The organism is Nocardioides potassii (genome assembly GCF_021648885.1).
In the GTDB taxonomy this organism is placed as follows: domain Bacteria; phylum Actinomycetota; class Actinomycetes; order Propionibacteriales; family Nocardioidaceae; genus Nocardioides; species Nocardioides potassii.
In genome coordinates this window covers 60,696-75,883 of record NZ_JAKJHZ010000006.1, presented here as the reverse complement: position 1 = coordinate 75,883, position 15,188 = coordinate 60,696, and the positions used below count along the sequence as shown (strand labels likewise).

General features: G+C 72.7%; 16 protein-coding genes. 6 read left to right on the top strand and 10 right to left on the bottom strand.

All coding sequences use genetic code 11. From position 1 onward, the window contains the following. Window positions 1-4: 4 nt before the first annotated feature. Together L2K70_RS09705 and L2K70_RS09700 are read right to left on the bottom strand one after the other, a co-directional pair. Window positions 5-970: an SDR family NAD(P)-dependent oxidoreductase gene (locus L2K70_RS09705; RefSeq protein ID WP_236401636.1), complete on the bottom strand. Its 966-nt coding sequence runs from the start codon at window positions 968-970 to the stop codon at window positions 5-7. A gap of 28 nt (window positions 971-998) precedes the next feature. After that, window positions 999-1,457, bottom strand: coding sequence for a hypothetical protein (locus L2K70_RS09700; protein WP_236401635.1), 459 nt, complete (start codon window positions 1,455-1,457; stop codon window positions 999-1,001). Between the two features lie 253 nt (window positions 1,458-1,710). Between L2K70_RS09700 and L2K70_RS21640 the strand changes: the two genes are divergently transcribed. The 3 genes from L2K70_RS21640 to L2K70_RS09685 are packed head-to-tail and all read left to right on the top strand — an operon-like array spanning window position 1,711 to window position 4,072. After that, the gene (locus L2K70_RS21640; protein ID WP_236401634.1) at window positions 1,711-2,892 is read left to right on the top strand and encodes a zinc-dependent alcohol dehydrogenase; all 1,182 of its coding nucleotides are present in this window, start codon (window positions 1,711-1,713) and stop codon (window positions 2,890-2,892) included. Between the two features lie 2 nt (window positions 2,893-2,894). Then, a complete protein-coding gene (locus tag L2K70_RS09690) occupies window positions 2,895-3,854 on the top strand; it encodes an iron-containing redox enzyme family protein (RefSeq protein WP_236401633.1) in 960 nt (319 codons plus the stop codon). After that, the gene (locus L2K70_RS09685) at window positions 3,851-4,072 is read left to right on the top strand and encodes a CDGSH iron-sulfur domain-containing protein (protein WP_236401632.1); all 222 of its coding nucleotides are present in this window, start codon (window positions 3,851-3,853) and stop codon (window positions 4,070-4,072) included. Before L2K70_RS09690 ends, L2K70_RS09685 begins: the two co-directional genes overlap by 4 nt. Window positions 4,073-4,074: 2 nt before the next feature. Here the strand turns inward: L2K70_RS09685 and L2K70_RS09680 are convergent, their stop codons facing one another. The 3 genes from L2K70_RS09680 to L2K70_RS09670 are packed head-to-tail and all read right to left on the bottom strand — an operon-like array spanning window position 4,075 to window position 6,763. Next, window positions 4,075-4,695 (bottom strand): methyltransferase, encoded by a 621-nt coding sequence (locus L2K70_RS09680; protein WP_236401631.1) that lies wholly within the window; start codon window positions 4,693-4,695, stop codon window positions 4,075-4,077. Further along, complete coding sequence (locus tag L2K70_RS09675) at window positions 4,692-6,314, bottom strand: phytoene desaturase family protein (RefSeq protein ID WP_236401630.1); 1,623 nt, start codon at window positions 6,312-6,314, stop codon at window positions 4,692-4,694. Before L2K70_RS09675 ends, L2K70_RS09680 begins: the two co-directional genes overlap by 4 nt. Next, entirely contained in the window at window positions 6,311-6,763 is a 453-nt protein-coding gene (locus L2K70_RS09670; RefSeq protein ID WP_236401629.1) for an SRPBCC family protein, read from the bottom strand. The genes L2K70_RS09675 and L2K70_RS09670 overlap by 4 nt, the downstream gene beginning before the upstream one ends. Window positions 6,764-6,920: 157 nt before the next feature. Here L2K70_RS09670 and L2K70_RS09665 point away from each other — a divergent pair, with 157 nt between their 5' ends. Then, window positions 6,921-7,631: a GAF and ANTAR domain-containing protein gene (locus L2K70_RS09665; RefSeq protein ID WP_236401628.1), complete on the top strand. Its 711-nt coding sequence runs from the start codon at window positions 6,921-6,923 to the stop codon at window positions 7,629-7,631. Window positions 7,632-7,637: 6 nt separating this feature from the next. On the opposite strand, the gene L2K70_RS09660 is transcribed toward L2K70_RS09665, so the two are convergent. Both L2K70_RS09660 and L2K70_RS09655 read right to left on the bottom strand, forming a co-directional pair. Further along, complete coding sequence (locus tag L2K70_RS09660) at window positions 7,638-8,348, bottom strand: GAF and ANTAR domain-containing protein (RefSeq protein ID WP_236401627.1); 711 nt, start codon at window positions 8,346-8,348, stop codon at window positions 7,638-7,640. 10 nt (window positions 8,349-8,358) lie between these two features. Then, window positions 8,359-8,700: an ANTAR domain-containing protein gene (locus L2K70_RS09655; RefSeq protein WP_236401626.1), complete on the bottom strand. Its 342-nt coding sequence runs from the start codon at window positions 8,698-8,700 to the stop codon at window positions 8,359-8,361. Window positions 8,701-8,884: 184 nt separating this feature from the next. Here L2K70_RS09655 and L2K70_RS09650 point away from each other — a divergent pair, with 184 nt between their 5' ends. Beyond that, complete coding sequence (locus L2K70_RS09650) at window positions 8,885-9,862, top strand: AraC family transcriptional regulator (RefSeq protein WP_236401625.1); 978 nt, start codon at window positions 8,885-8,887, stop codon at window positions 9,860-9,862. 157 nt (window positions 9,863-10,019) lie between these two features. After that, entirely contained in the window at window positions 10,020-10,856 is an 837-nt protein-coding gene (locus tag L2K70_RS09645) for a sigma-70 family RNA polymerase sigma factor (protein ID WP_236401624.1), read from the top strand. A gap of 11 nt (window positions 10,857-10,867) precedes the next feature. On the opposite strand, the gene L2K70_RS09640 is transcribed toward L2K70_RS09645, so the two are convergent. From L2K70_RS09640 to L2K70_RS09630, 3 genes are read right to left on the bottom strand one after another with little or no spacing between them, the layout of a single operon-like run. After that, complete coding sequence (locus L2K70_RS09640; protein WP_236401623.1) at window positions 10,868-12,280, bottom strand: NAD(P)/FAD-dependent oxidoreductase; 1,413 nt, start codon at window positions 12,278-12,280, stop codon at window positions 10,868-10,870. After that, window positions 12,267-13,619, bottom strand: a complete 1,353-nt coding sequence (locus tag L2K70_RS09635; RefSeq protein ID WP_236401622.1) for an aspartate aminotransferase family protein — start codon at window positions 13,617-13,619, stop codon at window positions 12,267-12,269. Before L2K70_RS09635 ends, L2K70_RS09640 begins: the two co-directional genes overlap by 14 nt. After that, a complete protein-coding gene (locus L2K70_RS09630) occupies window positions 13,612-15,147 on the bottom strand; it encodes a CoA-acylating methylmalonate-semialdehyde dehydrogenase (protein WP_236401621.1) in 1,536 nt (511 codons plus the stop codon). Before L2K70_RS09630 ends, L2K70_RS09635 begins: the two co-directional genes overlap by 8 nt. Window positions 15,148-15,188 lie beyond the last annotated feature (41 nt).

Here is a 15,188-nt window from a genome sequence, read left to right as displayed (position 1 = left end):
CCGGTCAGAGCCGGCGGCGGACGACCTCGCGCAGGTTCGCGGCGATCCCGAGCAGCGCGCTGCCCTGCTCGCCCCGCAGCCGGTTGCCGTCCTGCTGTGAGGTGAGGACGTTGCCCGGACCGCGCACCACCGGCGCCACGAGGTCCTGCGCGACCACCGAGAACAGCGGGCCGACCAGCCGGTCGTAGACCCAGGGCAGCGCCGTGAAGCCGAAGCGGATCACGTCGTTGGAGACACCTACCTGGCCGCCGCGCCAGGTGTGGTCGGCGACCGTCAGCACGCGCCGGGCGATCGTCTCGGGCGAGCTCACTGGGAACGGCGGCCGGCCCACCGAGTCGCCGTACGTCGCGGCCTGGCGGTAGATCGGGGTGTCGACACCGCCCGGCGCGACGTAGCCGAACCGGATGCCGGGCCGGTCGCGGTTGTCGACGCGGAGCTGGCGGACGAGCCCGCGCACGCCCCACTTGCTGATGACGTACGCCGCCATCTCGGGGACGGCGATGTGGCCGATGACCGACCCGACGAGCACCACGCTGCCAGCGCCGGAGTCGCCGTCCTGCTCGCGCAGGACGGGCAGCACGTGGCGGGCCAGGTTGACCGAGCCCAGGAGGTTGGTGGCCACCACCTGGTCGAAGACGTCCGCGGGCACGTCGGCGATGCGCCCGTAGGCCACGACGCCGGCCGAGCCGACGACGACGTCGAGCCGGCCGTGCCGCGCGACCGCCGCGGCTACCGCGGCCTCGACCTGCGCGTCGTCCGACATGTCGGTCGGCACGACGAGCGCGGACGCGGCGCCGCGGGACTCGCAGTCGGCCGCCACGCGCTCCAGGGACTCGCGTCCGCGAGCGAGCAGGACGACGTGGTCGCCCCGGCTCGCCGCCAGCAGCGCGGTGGCCTCGCCGATGCCGCTCGAGGCACCGGTGACGAGGACGACGCGGGACGGGGTCTTCGGGGTCGGTGACGGCTCCATGCGGCCCCGGTACCCCTCGGCGCGTGGTTCAGCCGTCGTACTCGGGGTCGCCCTCGACGTCGGCCGGCCGGGTCTCGTGCCCCTCGCGGCCGGGGGTGCGGCGCAGCTCCTTCATCTCGGCCTCGAAGACGTGCCGCTTCCCCTCCACCAGGTCGTCGAGGGCGCGCTGGTGGAAGCCCTTCGCGCGGGCGTAGAACCCGTCGTCGAAGGCCTCGACCATCTGGAACGACCACATGCCCGGGAGCGGGTTCTGGCCGAGGATCTCGTCGTCCATGGTGTCGGCGAGGTCGGTGTGCCCGGCCTCGCGCAGCATCGCCTCGGCCTCCTCCAGGGTGCTCTCCGCGCTGCCCATCAGCCGGTGGAAGGCGTACATGTGGCCGCGGGCGTCCTCGACGTGGTCCATCGCCGCGGACAGCTTGCCGACGGCCTCCACGGTCTCGTCGGTCACGCCCTCGGGGCGACGGTGCTCGGGTGCCGGCTTGCTCATGGAGCCAACCTCACACGGGGTGTCCGCGTGCCACCACGTCCGCTCGGGCGAGCACGGAGGGGTGGGTCAGCCCTCGACGCCGGTCGCGCTGTGCGGTGCGCCGACGGCGGCGCGCCAGTGCTCCAGCCACGGTCGGTGCCCGTTCGGCAGCACGGACATGCGCAGCTCGCCCGGCACATGAACCCCCTCGACCGGGGGCACTTGTCCCGGACGAGAACGTTCGACACGACCTCGACACGGAGGAGATCACGCAGTGAAGGCAGTCACCTGGCAGGGCCGGCAGGACATGCAGGTCATCGACGTCCCGGACCCGGTCATCGAGGAGCCGACCGACGTCATCGTCCAGATCACCTCGACCGGGCTGTGCGGGTCGGACCTGCACCTCTACGACCCGCTCACCCCGTTCATGACCGACGGAGACGTCGTCGGTCACGAGCCGATGGGCATCGTGCGAGAGGTCGGGTCCGCCGTCGAGACGCTGAAGGCGGGCGACCGTGTCGTGGTCCCCTTCAACATCAGCTGCGGCTCCTGCTGGATGTGCGACCGCGGCCTGTTCAGCCAGTGCGAGACCACCCAGAACCGCGACTCCGGCACCGGCGCGAGCCTGTTCGGCTACAGCAAGCTCTACGGCCAGGTCCCCGGCGGCCAGGCGGAGCTGCTGCGCGTCCCGTTCGGTGACACGCTGCCGATCAAGGTGCCGGACGGCCCGCCGGACGACCGCTTCCTCTTCCTCTCCGACGTCCTGCCGACGGCGTGGCAGGCCGTGGAGTACGCCGACGTGGAGGACGGCGGCACGCTCGCGGTCATCGGAGCCGGTCCGATCGGCGACATGGCCTCCCGCATCGCGATGCACCACGGTCTCGACGTGATCGTGGTGGACAACGTGCCCGAGCGGCTTGCCCGCGTGCACGGCCGCGGCGGCCGCACGATCGACCACTCGCAGGTCGACGGCGTCGGTGACGCCATCCGCGAGATGACCGACGGCCGCGGCGCCGACGCGGTGATCGACGCGGTCGGCATGGAGGCCCACGGGTCGCCGGTCGCCGAGGCCGCGCAGAAGGCGCTCGCCCTCCTGCCCAAGAAGGTGCAGGAGAAGATGATGCTCAACGTCGGCTCCGACCGGCTCGCCGCGCTGATGAGCGCGATCGACTCGGTCCGCCGGGGCGGCACGATCAGCATCTCGGGCGTCTACGGCGCGCCGACCGACCCGCTGCCGATGTTCCAGCTGTTCGACAAGCAGGTGCAGCTGCGGATGGGCCAGGCCAACGTCCGCCGCTGGTCCGACGACATCCTCGACCTGCTGATGCAGGACGACGACGTGCTCGGCGTCGAGTCGTTCGCCACCCACCACCTGCCGCTCGAGGACGCTCCCGAGGCCTACCGGAAGTTCCGCGACAAGGAGGACGGCATGGTCAAGGTGGTGTTCAACCCGTGAGGATGCCCAAGCCGCGCGGCCCGCTCAGCGAGTGGACAGTCGCGCGGCTCGCCGCGACGGCGTCGGACCACGAGCTGGGTCCGGCGCCGTCGGCGGGCTCGTGGGAGGACGAGACGATCACGCTCTGGACCCTCCACGAGCTGTCCTACCGTGGCTTCGAGGACGCCGCGGACCGCGCCGAGTGGGACCCCGAGGCGCTCGCCGTACGACAGACGCTGGAGATCGCCCTCGAGGAGCGGCTCCGGGACCGCTGGGCCGGCGCCGACGTGTCGCCGGCCGACGTGCGGCCGGCCGACGTTCCGAAGGCCCTCGAGCGCGTGGTCGCCGAGGACGACGGCCCGTCCCTCGCCGACCACGTGCGGCGCCACGCCACCCTCGACGAGGTGCTCGAGCTGCTCCGGCAGCGCTCGATCTACCACCTCAAGGAGTCCGACTCCTCGGCGTGGGTCGTGCCGCGCCTGCCGGTGCGGGCCAAGGCGGCGCTGATGGAGCTGCAGTACGACGAGTACGGCGACGGCGACCCCAACCGGCTCCACTCCCACCTCTTCGCCCGCGGCCTGGTCGCGGTCGGCCTCCGCTCGGAGTACGGCGCCTACGTCGACGACGCGCTGCCGGAGACCCTCGAGATGAACAACGCCAGCTCGATGTTCGGCCTCCAGCGTCGCCTCCGCGGCGCCGCGATGGGCCACCTCGCGGCGTTCGAGATGACCAGCTCGCTGCCCTCGCGCAAGATGGTCCAGGGGCTCAGCCGGCTCGGCCTGGACGGAGCGATGACCGCCTACTACGACGAGCACGTCGAGGCCGACGCGATCCATGAGCACCTCGCCGCCCGCGACATCTGCGGCACCCTCGCCGAGGACGAGCCCGACCAGGCCTCCGAGATCATCTTCGGTGCCTTCGCCTGCCTCGACCTCGAGGCCCGCTTCGCGACGGCCGTGCTCGCCGCGTGGGACCGCGCATGAGCGAGCTCTGGGACGACGGCACCGACCAGGAGTTCGACCACCCTGACGTCGTCCTCCAGCCCCACGGCCCGATGCTGCTGCGCGGTGCGACCTCCGTGCAGGACGCCACCGGGACCGTGCACGCCGTGACCCGTCCGGTCGTCGCGCTCTGCCGCTGCGAGAAGTCCAGCCGCCTGCCGTGGTGCGACGGGACCCACAAGGTCATCCCGCGCGGCTGACCTCAGGCCGGGCGGTCCACCCGCACCAGCACCCCGCGCACGTGCTGGCGCACCTCGACCTGCACGAGCCGGCCTGAGGTGAACCACTCCTCGCGCGCGAGCGTCTCGGCCTGGGCCGCGGTGCCGAGCTGGAGCACGGCCGATCCGCCGGGGGCGAGGTGGTCGGCGACCACGTCGAGGCACGCCCGGGCGATGTCGAGGCCGTCCGAGCCGCCGTCGATCGCGGAGAGCGGGTCCTCGGGGAAGTGCCACGTCAGGTCGCGCGGCACCCAGGGCGGGTCGGCGATGACCAGCGGGAACAGCTCGTCGTCGGCCAGCGCGGTCTCGAGCCGGCCCTCGCGCACCTCGACCCGGTCGGCGATGCCGGCGGCGACCGCGTTGGCGCGGGCGTAGTCGCACGCGACCGGGTTCGCGTCCACGCACAGCAGGCTCCGTCCGGAGCCCACGGCCGCGAGCAGGCCGATGTGGCCCGCCCCCGAGCACAGCTCGAGGATCGCCCCGTCGGGAGCCCCGCCGGCGATCTCGGCGGCCCACTCGGACTGTGCGGCCGTCCACTCGCGCGGCTGCAGGACGCGCTCGTCGTAGGCGATGGACAGCGTGCCGAAGTCGATGCGGTCGGTCACCGGACCCCCCGCGCCGTACGACGTCGGGGGAGCGCGCGCAGCCGGCGCTGCCACAGCGCAGCGCGGGCGGCGTTGGCGCCGGCCGCGCCGTGGACCCCGCCGCCGGGGTGGGCCGATGCCGACCCGAGGAACAGCCCGTGGACCCCGGTGGCGGCACGACCGCGCATCGCCGGCACGGGACGGAAGACCAGCTCCTGGTGCAGCTGCGAGGTGCCGCCGTTGACGGCGCCGCCGATGAGGTTGGCGTTGCGCGCCTCCAGCTCGTGGGGACCAAGCACACGGCGGGCGGCGACGAGCCCGCCGAAGCCGGGAGCCCGCGCCTCGATCCGCGCCTGCATGCGGTCGGCGAATCGCTCGAGGTCGTCGTGGTCCCAGCGACCGGTGACCTCGTCCGCGGCGTCGCCACGCGTCCTCGACGGCTGGGGCACGTGGGTGTAGGCCCAGAACGACTCCGTTCCGGCCGGTGATCTCGTCGGGTCGCTCGTCGTCATCTGGCCGGTCAGGAGGAACGGGCGGTCCGGGATCGTGCCCGACGCGACCTGCGAGAGCGTCTCGGTCATCTCCTCGACCGAGTCCGCGACGTGCACCGTCCCCGGCGCCGCGGCCGGCGACCCCGCCCAGGGGACGGGCCCCGTCAGCGCCCAGTCCACCTTGACCGTTCCCGGGTCGAGCTCGAAGTCCTGCATCCCGCGCACCACGCGCGGGGGCAGGTCCTCGGCGCGGACGATGCCGCCGAAGAGGTGCGGGGCGGCGACGTCGGCGACCACGACGTGCGTGTCGTACCAGTCGCCGTCGCGGGTCAGCACCCCGGCGACAGCGCCGTCGCGTACGACGACGCGGGTGACGGGGGTGTCGGTCTCGACCCGGCCGCCCAGGCTGGTGAGGCGGGTGACGAGCGCGTCGGTCAGCGCCTGTGCGCCGCCGCGGGGGACCGGGAAGCCGACGGTCTGCCCGAGCATCGACATCAAGATCCCGAAGACACCCGACCCGGGTGACGCGAGGGGGAAGTCGGCGTGGCCGGCGTTGCCGGCCAGGAGCAGGCGAGCGGCCGGGCCGCCGAACTTCTCCCGGCCGAACGACGACACCGGCGTTGCGAGCTGCTTGACGGTGTCGAGCCCGCCCGCCCGCGCGAGCCCGGGGAGCAGCCGGGCCCCGGCGCGCAGCGGCGGGAAGGGGGAGGTGAGGGCGTCGACCAGCGGCCCGCCGACCCGGTCCCACGTGCGGCACAGCTCGAGCCAGGCCTCGCCGTCGCCGGGGTGGAGCTCCTCCAGCCCGGCGGCGGTGCGGTCGCGGTCGCGGTGCAGCACGGCCCACTGGCGGTCCCCGAAGGGATGGCCGAGCACCGCCGGGGCGTGCTCCCACTGCAGCCCGTGGTCCTCGAGGTGCAACGAGGTCATCGCGTGCGACGCGACGGCGAGGGGGTAGAAGGCGCTGAAGGTGTCGTGCACGAAGTCGGGGTGGACCTCGCGGTCGCTCCTGACCGCACCGCCCGGCGTGGGCTGCGCCTCGAGCACCACCACGTCCCAGCCGGCACCGGCGAGCAGGTTGGCCGCGACGAGGCCGTTGGGTCCGGCGCCGACGACGACGGCGTCCGGCCGTCGATCGGCAGCGGCCGTCACGGGAGGCGTCCCTCCTTGGCCCGCCCCTCGACCAGGAAGGCCAGGCGGCGCAGCGCCTCGACGTTGCGGAGGTGGAGCTGGGGGTCCTGGACGACCTTGGGGACCAGCGCGCCCGGGCCGCCGGTGGCCTGCTCCTTGATGGTCACGAGGGTGTCGGCGCCACGAGGCTCCAGGAGGAGCTCGACGTGGGCGTGCCCGGCGGGCCAGCCGCGAGCGAGCAGCAGCAGCCGCTGGCGCTCCTCGACCTCGAGCACCTCGGTGGTGTCGTCGATCATGAGCGGCCAGCTGCCGACGCTGTGGTGCAGCTTCGAGCCCACCGCGGGCCAGGTGTCGTCGACCTCGCGCATGCGTGCGGCGCCGACGACGAAGAGGGGGTAGAGCCAGCCGTCGGCGAGCACCGACCAGACCTGCTCGGGCGTGGCGGCGATCGTGCGGCTCGTGCTGCTCATGCGACGTCCTCCGGCATGTCGCCGAGGTACCCCCTCGCCCGTCACCCATGCGCGCGTCTCACCGGGGGTGTCGCGTTGATCCGACCGGAAACGGTTCGCTACATTCCGGTCCGACTCCAGAACACGGGTCGTTGGTGCGTTCCTTCGAGGATCAACATTGTCGTCCCACGACTCCTTGGCCGTGTTCGCGGCCCTGGCTGCGGAGCTGCAGCAGGAGCCCGACGAGGCCCTCACCTCGCGCGCGATCGTCAACCGGATGCGCGACCTCGTCCCCGAGGCGCACATGGTCAGCCTCACGATCCGCACGTCCCGGGGGCGCCACCGGACCCTGGCGAGCAGCGACCCGGTCTCCCGCCAGGCCGACGCGCTGCAGTACGAGCTCGGCGAGGGGCCGTGCCTCGAGATCGCCGACACGGGCGGCTGGTTGCGCAGCGGCGACGTCGCCTCGGACGCCCGCTACCCGACGTGGGGCCCCCGCGCCGCCGAGCTCGGGGTGGCGTCGTTGCTGTCGGTCGCCGTGACCGACCCGGACGGTCCGCTGGGCGCGCTCAACCTCTACAGCGAGGAGGCAGGTGGCTTCGCCGACCGTGACGTGGTCGACCTCGCGCTGGTGTACGCCGTCCACGCGACGACGGCGCTGTCCTCGGCGCGCCGGACCAGCACGCTGCAGACGGCGGTGAGCTCGCGCCACGTGATCGGGATGGCGCAGGGGATCGCCATGGAGCGCTACGACATCGACCAGCACCAGAGCTTCGAGCTGCTGCGGCGGCTGTCGTCGACCACCAACGTCAAGCTGCGCGACGTCGCCCACCAGATCGTGGAGACCCGCACCATCCCGCACGAGGGAGACGGCACCGCCACCGAGTGAGGGGACTCAGGCGGGCAGGCCGCCCGTGCCGAGCACGTGCTGGGCGACCTCGCCGATCTTGGTGCGCCGGCTCCGGGCGGCGCCGCGCAGGGAGTTGAAGGCCGCCACGGGGTCGATGCCCTCCTTGGCCATCAGGTAGCCGACGGCGCGCTCGATCACCACGCGGTAGTCGAGGGCGTACTGCAGCTGGCGGGCCAGCTCGCCGGCGGTGTGTGCCTGCAGCGCGGCGGTGAGCGTCGTCGCGATGACCTCGGCGTAGAGGCCGAGAGCGGCGACCTCGCTGTCGTCCCACTCGTGGGCCGACTGCCGGTAGACGTCGAGCGTCCCGACCGGGACACCGCCGACGCGGACCGGGGTGCCGAGCACGGCTCGCACGGGCTGCTCCGACATCGCCTCCGCCAGGACCGGCCACCGCTCGGTCTCGACGGAGACGTCGGAGGAGGTGACGACCGTGCCGCTCACGAACGCCTCCGTGCAGGGGCCCTGGCCCGCGGCAGCCTCGGACTGCTCGAGCAGGCGACCGGGGCCGTCGCTGGCCGCCACGTAGCGCAGGACGTCCTGTTCGTCGGCGACGAGGATCCCCGCACCGTCGACCCCGAAGAGCGTGACCGCCGCGTCGAGGACCTGCTCGAGCGCACCGACCACCCCGTCGTTGTCCTGCCCCGTGGTCGCGAGCCTGCGCAGGCTCTCGGCGAGGGCGGCGGCGTCGATGTTCATGGCGCGGATGCTACGCGGACGGTCCGGCGCTCCACCCCGAGGCAGGCAGCTGGGCCTCGAAGGTGCGGAGGACTTCCAGGTCCTCGGCGGTCGCGGTCGCGTCGTGCACGGCGACGAGGGTGCGCGCCACCGTGCGCACCTTGGTGTTGCTGTGCTGGGACACCCGCAGGATCGTGCGCCACGCCTGCTCGGTGCTGCAGCCGTACCTCGCGGACACCAGCCCCACGGCCATGCCGATCGCGCGCTGTGCCTGCACGGCCTGCTGGAGCTGGGCGATCTCCTCGCGCAGCCCGTCGGCATCGGGCTCGGGCCCGAACGCGGGCTCGCCCAGAGACGGAGGTGTCCCGGACATGCGTCTCCCTTCGAGACGTCGGTCCGCGGACACAGGGCGGAGGTCGATGTGCGGCGACCACTCTACAGGGTGGGGCGACCACCCTCGACCGCGCTGTGCGGTGGTCGCGCGGTGTCAGTGGCCGGGTCTAGAGTCGTGCTGACTCCAGCCACCGGGTCGTCAGCTCCTCGTCCAGGAGACCCCCATGTCCCCGGTCCGGTCACGTCGCGGCTCGCCCGACGCGTACGACTTCGAGGGCACGGGCGACGAGGCGCGCGACTGGCTCGACAAGGCCTACGGCACCGACCTGCGCCTGTCCGGGGAGATGGGCACCATCCGGCACGGACGCACCGACCACGGCGACGTCGCCGTCGACCACGTGGACCTCGACGCGACGCTGAGGTTCGACGCCGAGCCCATGTCCGTGCTCGTCGTCGTCGACATGCTCGACGGTGTCGTCGAGTACACCCGCGACGGACGGACCGACCAGGCGCGCGACGGCGACTCGGTGGTCTCAGCCGGCTGGCAGATGCCGTTCACCGGGCAGGGCGCCCACTACGAGCTGCGTGCCACGGCGTTCACCGGCGACGCGCTGACCCAAGCGGTCCGAGACGTCGCCCCGGGACGTACGGCCGACGACCTGAGGTTCACCTCCTACGTCCCGCGCACCCCCGCTGCGGGTGCCCGGTGGCGGGCGATCGTCGACGAGCTCGCCTCGACCTTCCCCGGTGACGAGTCCCCGATCGGGCGCCAGGACGCGGTGCGGCTCCTCGGGCACACCCTGCTCGAGACGTTCCCCAACACCGTGGTGGCGGAGACCTCCATGGGCGAGGTGCGGCGTGACTCGCGTGACGCGAGCCCGGCCACGGTCCGGCGCGCGGTGCAGGTCATCGAGGAGGAGGCCGGCCAGGACCTCTCGCTGGCCCGCCTCGCCGACCGGTGCGGAGTGACCCCACGCGCCTTGCAGTACGCCTTCCGCCGTCACCTCAACTGCACCCCGCTGGCCTACCTGCGGCGCGTGCGGCTCGACCTCGTCCGCCAGTCGCTTCGTGACGGCTCGGCCTCGACGGTGGGCGACGTGGCCTCCCGCTACGGCTTCCACAACCCCGGTCGCTTCGCCTCCGACTACCGGCAGGTGTTCGGGGAGAACCCCGCTGCCACCCTGGCGCGCAGTACTCCCTAAGGGTGTATTTCGGACACGACGTGTCCAATGTTTGTCCGTATCGCACCGCCGGGGGTTCGCTTAGCGGCTTGCGTGGTGGTCTGGACCATGGCACCTTCGAGAGGTCGTTTGCTGGAGACCACGGTGAGCGCACCTACAGCCTGGAAGGAGCGATCCCGTGGTCACCACTCAGATCGATCCCCAGCACGCCCTGCTTCCCGCCCTCCCCGTCGCGACCCATGCGGTCGACGGCCGGGAACGCGCTCGTCGTACCGACCACATCGTCGCCGACCTGCGCCTCGCCGAGTCCCAGACCGCCGACTCGCACTCCCTGATCGACCAGCTCATCGAGACCAACGCGGGCGTCGCCCGGTCGATGGCCGGTCGCTACCGAAACCGCGGCATCGACCTCGACGACCTCGAGCAGGTCGCCCTGCTCGGCCTCACCAAGGCGGCCCAGCGCTTCGACCCGGGCGCCGGTCACGACTTCCTGTCGTACGCCGTCCCGACCGTGCGCGGCGAGCTGCGCCGGCACTTCCGTGACGCGGGCTGGATGGTCCGCCCGCCGCGGCGCGTGCAGGACCTGCAGTCCCGCATCTCCCGCGCCCAGGAGGAGCTCGAGCCGCAGCTCGGTCGCTCACCGCGGCCCAGCGAGGTCGCCGAGCACCTCGACGTACCGCTCGACGACGTCGTGGAGGCGCTCGCCGCCGACGGCTGCTTCTCCCCGACGTCGCTCGACGGACCGGTCGGCGACGGCGCGTCGTCCCTCGGTGACCTCCTCGGCTTCGAGGACCGCTCGGTCGCCGCCGCCGAGGCGCGCATCGTGCTCGAGCCCCTCCTCCGCACGCTCACGGACCGTGACCAGCGGATCCTGCGGATGCGCTTCGTCGACGAGCAGACGCAGCAGGAGATCGCCGACGCGATCGGCCTGACGCAGGCCCAGGTCTCGCGCGTGCTCACGCGCATCCTGGCCGGACTCAGGTCCGAGCTCGTGGAGACGCACCCGGCTGCCTGAGCCCATCCGGCTCAGCTGTCGAAGCCGAGGCCGGCCGCGTCGAGGGCACGCAGGAACGCGTTGCGTCGCCCCCGGCGGTGGTCGGCCCGGTCGAGGGACCACCGCGTGAGGTTGATGCCGACCGACGCGAGGGGCTCCGGCGGGAACGGCAGCGGTCGCTCGCGCACCATCCGCAGCGACGTGCGCTCGGTCTGCTCGCCCGCGAGCAGGTCGAGCAGCACCTCGGCCGCGAACCGCGTCGCGCCCACCCCGAGACCGGTGAAGCCCGCGGCATGGGCGACCTGGCCGTCGTGGCTCAGGCCGTAGAACGCGGTGAACTGGGTGCAGGTGTCGATCGCGCCCGCCCAGCGGTGGCTGAACCGCACGTCCTCGAGCTGCGGGAACGTGGCCAGGAAGTGCGACGCCAAGCGCGCGTGGCTCGCGGGACGGTCCTCGTGGCGCGCCGCCACCCGGCCGCCCGTCGGGTAGATCGCGTCGTACCCACCCCACAGGATCCGGCCGTCGCGGGTCAGGCGCGAGTAGTGGAACTGGTTGGCGAGGTCGCCGAGGCCCTGTCGGCCGGACCAGCCGATCGACGCGCGCTGCTCGGCGCTCAGCGGCTCCGTCATCAGGACGTAGTCGTAGACCGGGACCGTCATCAGCCGGTTGCGGCGCAGCAGCGACGGGAAGACGTTGGTCGCCAGCACGACGTGGTCGGCGGTGACGACGGCGCGGTCGGTCGACACGGCCACCTGCCGTCCGCGACGACGTACGTCGGTGACGGCCGATTGCTCGTGGACCTCGACCCCGAGGTCGGCAGCGACCCGGGCGAGCCCGGCCGCGAGCCGCGCCGGGTGGACCAGGGCGGTGTCGTCCGGCTCGAGCGCACCGGCGAGGAACAGCGGGCTGTCGACCTCGGCGCGCACCTCCTCCCGGCCCAGGAAGTGCTCGTCGCCGCGCAGCCAGTCGACCTGGTGCTCCTCGACGGCGACCGAGAGCATGCCGGTGCGCTCCCACTCGGCGTCGATGCCGAGGTCTCGCACGTCCTCCTCGAACCCCGCGAGGTTGTCGCGGCCCAGGCGCCCGAGGGTGTCGAGCTCGTCGGGCCAGCGGTTGCGCCCGTTGTCCTCGCCGTGGGTGAGGGACGCCTCGCAGAACCCACCGTTGCGCCCGGATGCCGCCCAGCCGATCGTCCTCGCCTCGAGGAGGACGACCCGGCGGCCCGGGTCGCGACGCCTGGCGTGGAGCGCGGCCCAGAGGCCGAGGTAGCCGCCACCGACGATCGTCAGGTCCGCGCGCGTCGAAGCGGTCAGCTCGTCGTACGTCGTCGTGGCTCCGAGGTCGTCGAGCCAGAAGACCGACTGCACGCTGTCGGCGAGCGCCCGCTCCACGACGCGGGGGTCGGGAGCGTGGCGCTCGTAGGCGGTGCGCTCAGGCCGTCGCATCGAGGGCGGCCCCGAGGATCGCCAGGCCCTCACGTGCCTCGTCGTCGGTCGTGGTGAGCGGCGGGACGACGTGGATCCGGTTGAAGTTCACGAACGGGAGCAGGCCGCGCTCCTGGCAGGCCTTCACGATCGCACCCATCTCCGGGCTGGACCCGCCGTAGGGCGCAAGGGGCTCGCGCGTGGCCCGGTCCGCGACGAGCTCGATCGCCCAGAAGGCGCCGGTGCCGCGGACCTCACCGATGCGGTCGTGCGTCTCGGCGAGCGCACGCAGGCCGGGGCCGATGACGTCCTCGCCGAGTCGCGCGGCGCGGCCGACCACGTCGTCGTCCTCCATCGTGCGGATGGTGGCGACGGCCGCCGCGCACGCCAGCGGGTGTCCGGAGTAGGTGAGGCCGCCCGGGTAGACGCGGTGCGCGAAGGTGGCGTGGATCTCGTCGCTGATCGCGACCCCGCCGAGGGGCACGTAGCCGGAGTTCACGCCCTTCGCGAACGTGATCAGGTCCGGCACGATCCCACCGTGCTCGACCGCGAACCAGCGGCCCGCGCGACCGAAGCCGGACATCACCTCGTCGGCGACGAGCACGATGCCGTGCCGGTCGCAGATCTCGCGGACGCCGGCGAGGTAGCCCGGGGGCGGAACCATGATCCCGGCCGTGCCGGGGATCGCCTCGAGGACGATCGCGGCGACTGTCGCGGGGCCCTCCAGCGCGACCACCTGCTCCAGGTGCTCGAGCGCTCGCTGGCACTCCTCCGTCTCGGTCGTGGCGTGGAAGGCGCTGCGGTAGAGGAACGGGCCGAAGAAGTGGACCGTGCCGGTCGAGCCGTGGTCGCTGGCCCAGCGGCGCGGGTCGCCAGTCATGTTCACCGCGAGGTGCGTGCCGCCGTGGTAGCTGCGGTAGGTCGTCAGCACCTTGTGCCGCCCGGTGTGCAGCCGCGCCATGCGTACGGCGTGCTCGTTGGCGTCGGCGCCGCCGTTGGTGAAGAAGACGTGGTCGAGGTCGCCGGGAGTGTGGCTCGCGATCAGCCGCGCCGCCTCGGACCGGGCGCCGTTGGCGACGGCGGGCGCGATCGTGCACAGGTGCGCCGCCTGCTCCTGGATGGCCGCGACCACCCGCGGGTGCTGGTGGCCGAGGTTGGTGAAGACCAGCTGGGAGCTGAAGTCGAGGTAGCGCTTGTCGTCGGCGTCCCAGACGTGGCTGCCCTCGGCGCGGGTCACCACCATCGGGGAGATCTCGGCCTGGGCGGACCACGAGTGGAAGACGTGCGCGCGGTCGAGCTCGTAGGCGCGCGCGGCGTCGTGGGTGTCACTCAGGTCGGTGCGGGTCTGCATCTCAGTCATTGCGCGGGAATCCCAGCTCGAGGCCGCCCTCGGGGCGGTTGGCGGGGTCGATCCACCGGGTGGTGACGACCTTGCCACGGGTGAAGAAGTGAACGCCCTCGGTGCCGTGGGCGTGGGTGTCGCCGAAGAGCGAGCGCTTCCAGCCGCCGAAGGAGTAGTAGGCGACCGGCACGGGCACGGGCACGTTGACGCCGATCATGCCGACCTCGACGTCGGCCTCGAACCGGCGCGCGGCGCCACCGTCGTTGGTGAAGACCGCGGTGCCGTTGCCGTACTGGTTGGCGTTGACGAGCGCGATCGCCTCCTCGTAGGACCGCACCCGGACGACCGACAGGACGGGACCGAAGATCTCCTCCCGGTAGATGTCCATCTCCGGCGTGACGTCGTCGAAGAGGGTGGGACCGAGCCAGAAGCCCTCGGCCACGTCCTGGGAGCCACCGCGGGCCTGGACGTCGCGGCCGTCGACGACGACCTTGGCGCCGGCCGCCTCGCCGGAGTCGATGAACGAGCTGACCTTGTCGCGGTGGGCCTTCGTGACGAGCGGCCCCATGTCCGCCTCCTTCTCCGCGCCCGTCGCCTCGCGGCCGCCGTCGCCGATCAGGAGGGTGCGGGTGCGGTCGGCGATCCGGGCGACGAGCTCGTCGCCGATCGGGTCGACCGCGACGAGGACGCTGATCGCCATGCAGCGCTCGCCGGCGCTGCCGTAGCCGGCGTTGACGGCCGAGTCGGCGGCCAGGTCGAGGTCGGCGTCGGGCAGCACGACCATGTGGTTCTTCGCACCGCCGAGGGCCTGCACCCGCTTGCCGTGCCGGCTCGCGGTCTCGTACACGTACTCCGCGATCGGGGTCGAGCCGACGAAGCTGATCGACTGCACGTCGGGGCTGGTGAGGAGCGCGTCGACGGCGGTCTTGTCGCCGTGCAGCACGTTGAAGACACCGTCGGGCAGCCCGGCCTCCTTCCACAGCGCGGCGAGCCAGTTGGCGGCGCTCGGGTCCTTCTCGCTCGGCTTCAGCACGACCGTGTTGCCGGCCGCGATCGCGACGGGGAAGAACCACATCGGGACCATCGCCGGGAAGTTGAACGGGCTGATGATGCCGACGACGCCGAGCGGCACCCGCTTGGAGTGGACGTCGACGCCGGTGGACGCCTCCTCGCTGTGGCCGCCCTTGAGCAGGTGCGACATCCCGCACGCGAACTCGACGACCTCGAGGCCGCGCGAGATCTCCCCCATCGCGTCGGAGTGCACCTTGCCGTGCTCGGAGGTGATGATCGCCGCGAGCTCGTCCTTGCGGCTGTTGAGCAGCTCGCGGAAGGCGAACATCACCTGTGTACGACGCGCGAGCGAGGTGGTGCCCCAGGACCGGGACGCCTTCTTCGCCGCGGCGATGACCTGCGCGGCATCGGCCTCGCTGGCCAGTGCCACGCGACCGGTGACCTGACCGGTGGCGGGGTTGGTCACGTCGGCCCAACCGTCGGGTTCGCCTGCGAGCTCGCCGCCGTCGACCCAGTGCACGATGTCGTTCGTCATGGCCTCATCCTCGCCGCGGACCACCGGGCGCGACGGGTGTC

Bases quoted from the DNA above. Each gene is read 5' to 3' on its own strand.
- L2K70_RS09705 (WP_236401636.1), bottom strand. From the start codon at position 970: ATGGAGCCGTCACCGACCCCGAAGACCCCGTCCCGCGTCGTCCTCGTC.
- L2K70_RS09700 (WP_236401635.1), bottom strand. From the start codon at position 1,457: ATGAGCAAGCCGGCACCCGAGCACCGTCGCCCCGAGGGCGTGACCGAC.
- L2K70_RS09690 (WP_236401633.1), top strand. From the start codon at position 2,895: ATGCCCAAGCCGCGCGGCCCGCTCAGCGAGTGGACAGTCGCGCGGCTC.
- L2K70_RS09685 (WP_236401632.1), top strand. From the start codon at position 3,851: ATGAGCGAGCTCTGGGACGACGGCACCGACCAGGAGTTCGACCACCCT.
- L2K70_RS09670 (WP_236401629.1), bottom strand. From the start codon at position 6,763: ATGAGCAGCACGAGCCGCACGATCGCCGCCACGCCCGAGCAGGTCTGG.
- L2K70_RS09660 (WP_236401627.1), bottom strand. From the start codon at position 8,348: ATGAACATCGACGCCGCCGCCCTCGCCGAGAGCCTGCGCAGGCTCGCG.
- L2K70_RS09655 (WP_236401626.1), bottom strand. From the start codon at position 8,700: ATGTCCGGGACACCTCCGTCTCTGGGCGAGCCCGCGTTCGGGCCCGAG.
- L2K70_RS09650 (WP_236401625.1), top strand. From the start codon at position 8,885: ATGTCCCCGGTCCGGTCACGTCGCGGCTCGCCCGACGCGTACGACTTC.
- L2K70_RS09640 (WP_236401623.1), bottom strand. From the start codon at position 12,280: ATGCGACGGCCTGAGCGCACCGCCTACGAGCGCCACGCTCCCGACCCC.
- L2K70_RS09635 (WP_236401622.1), bottom strand. From the start codon at position 13,619: ATGACTGAGATGCAGACCCGCACCGACCTGAGTGACACCCACGACGCC.
- L2K70_RS09630 (WP_236401621.1), bottom strand. From the start codon at position 15,147: ATGACGAACGACATCGTGCACTGGGTCGACGGCGGCGAGCTCGCAGGC.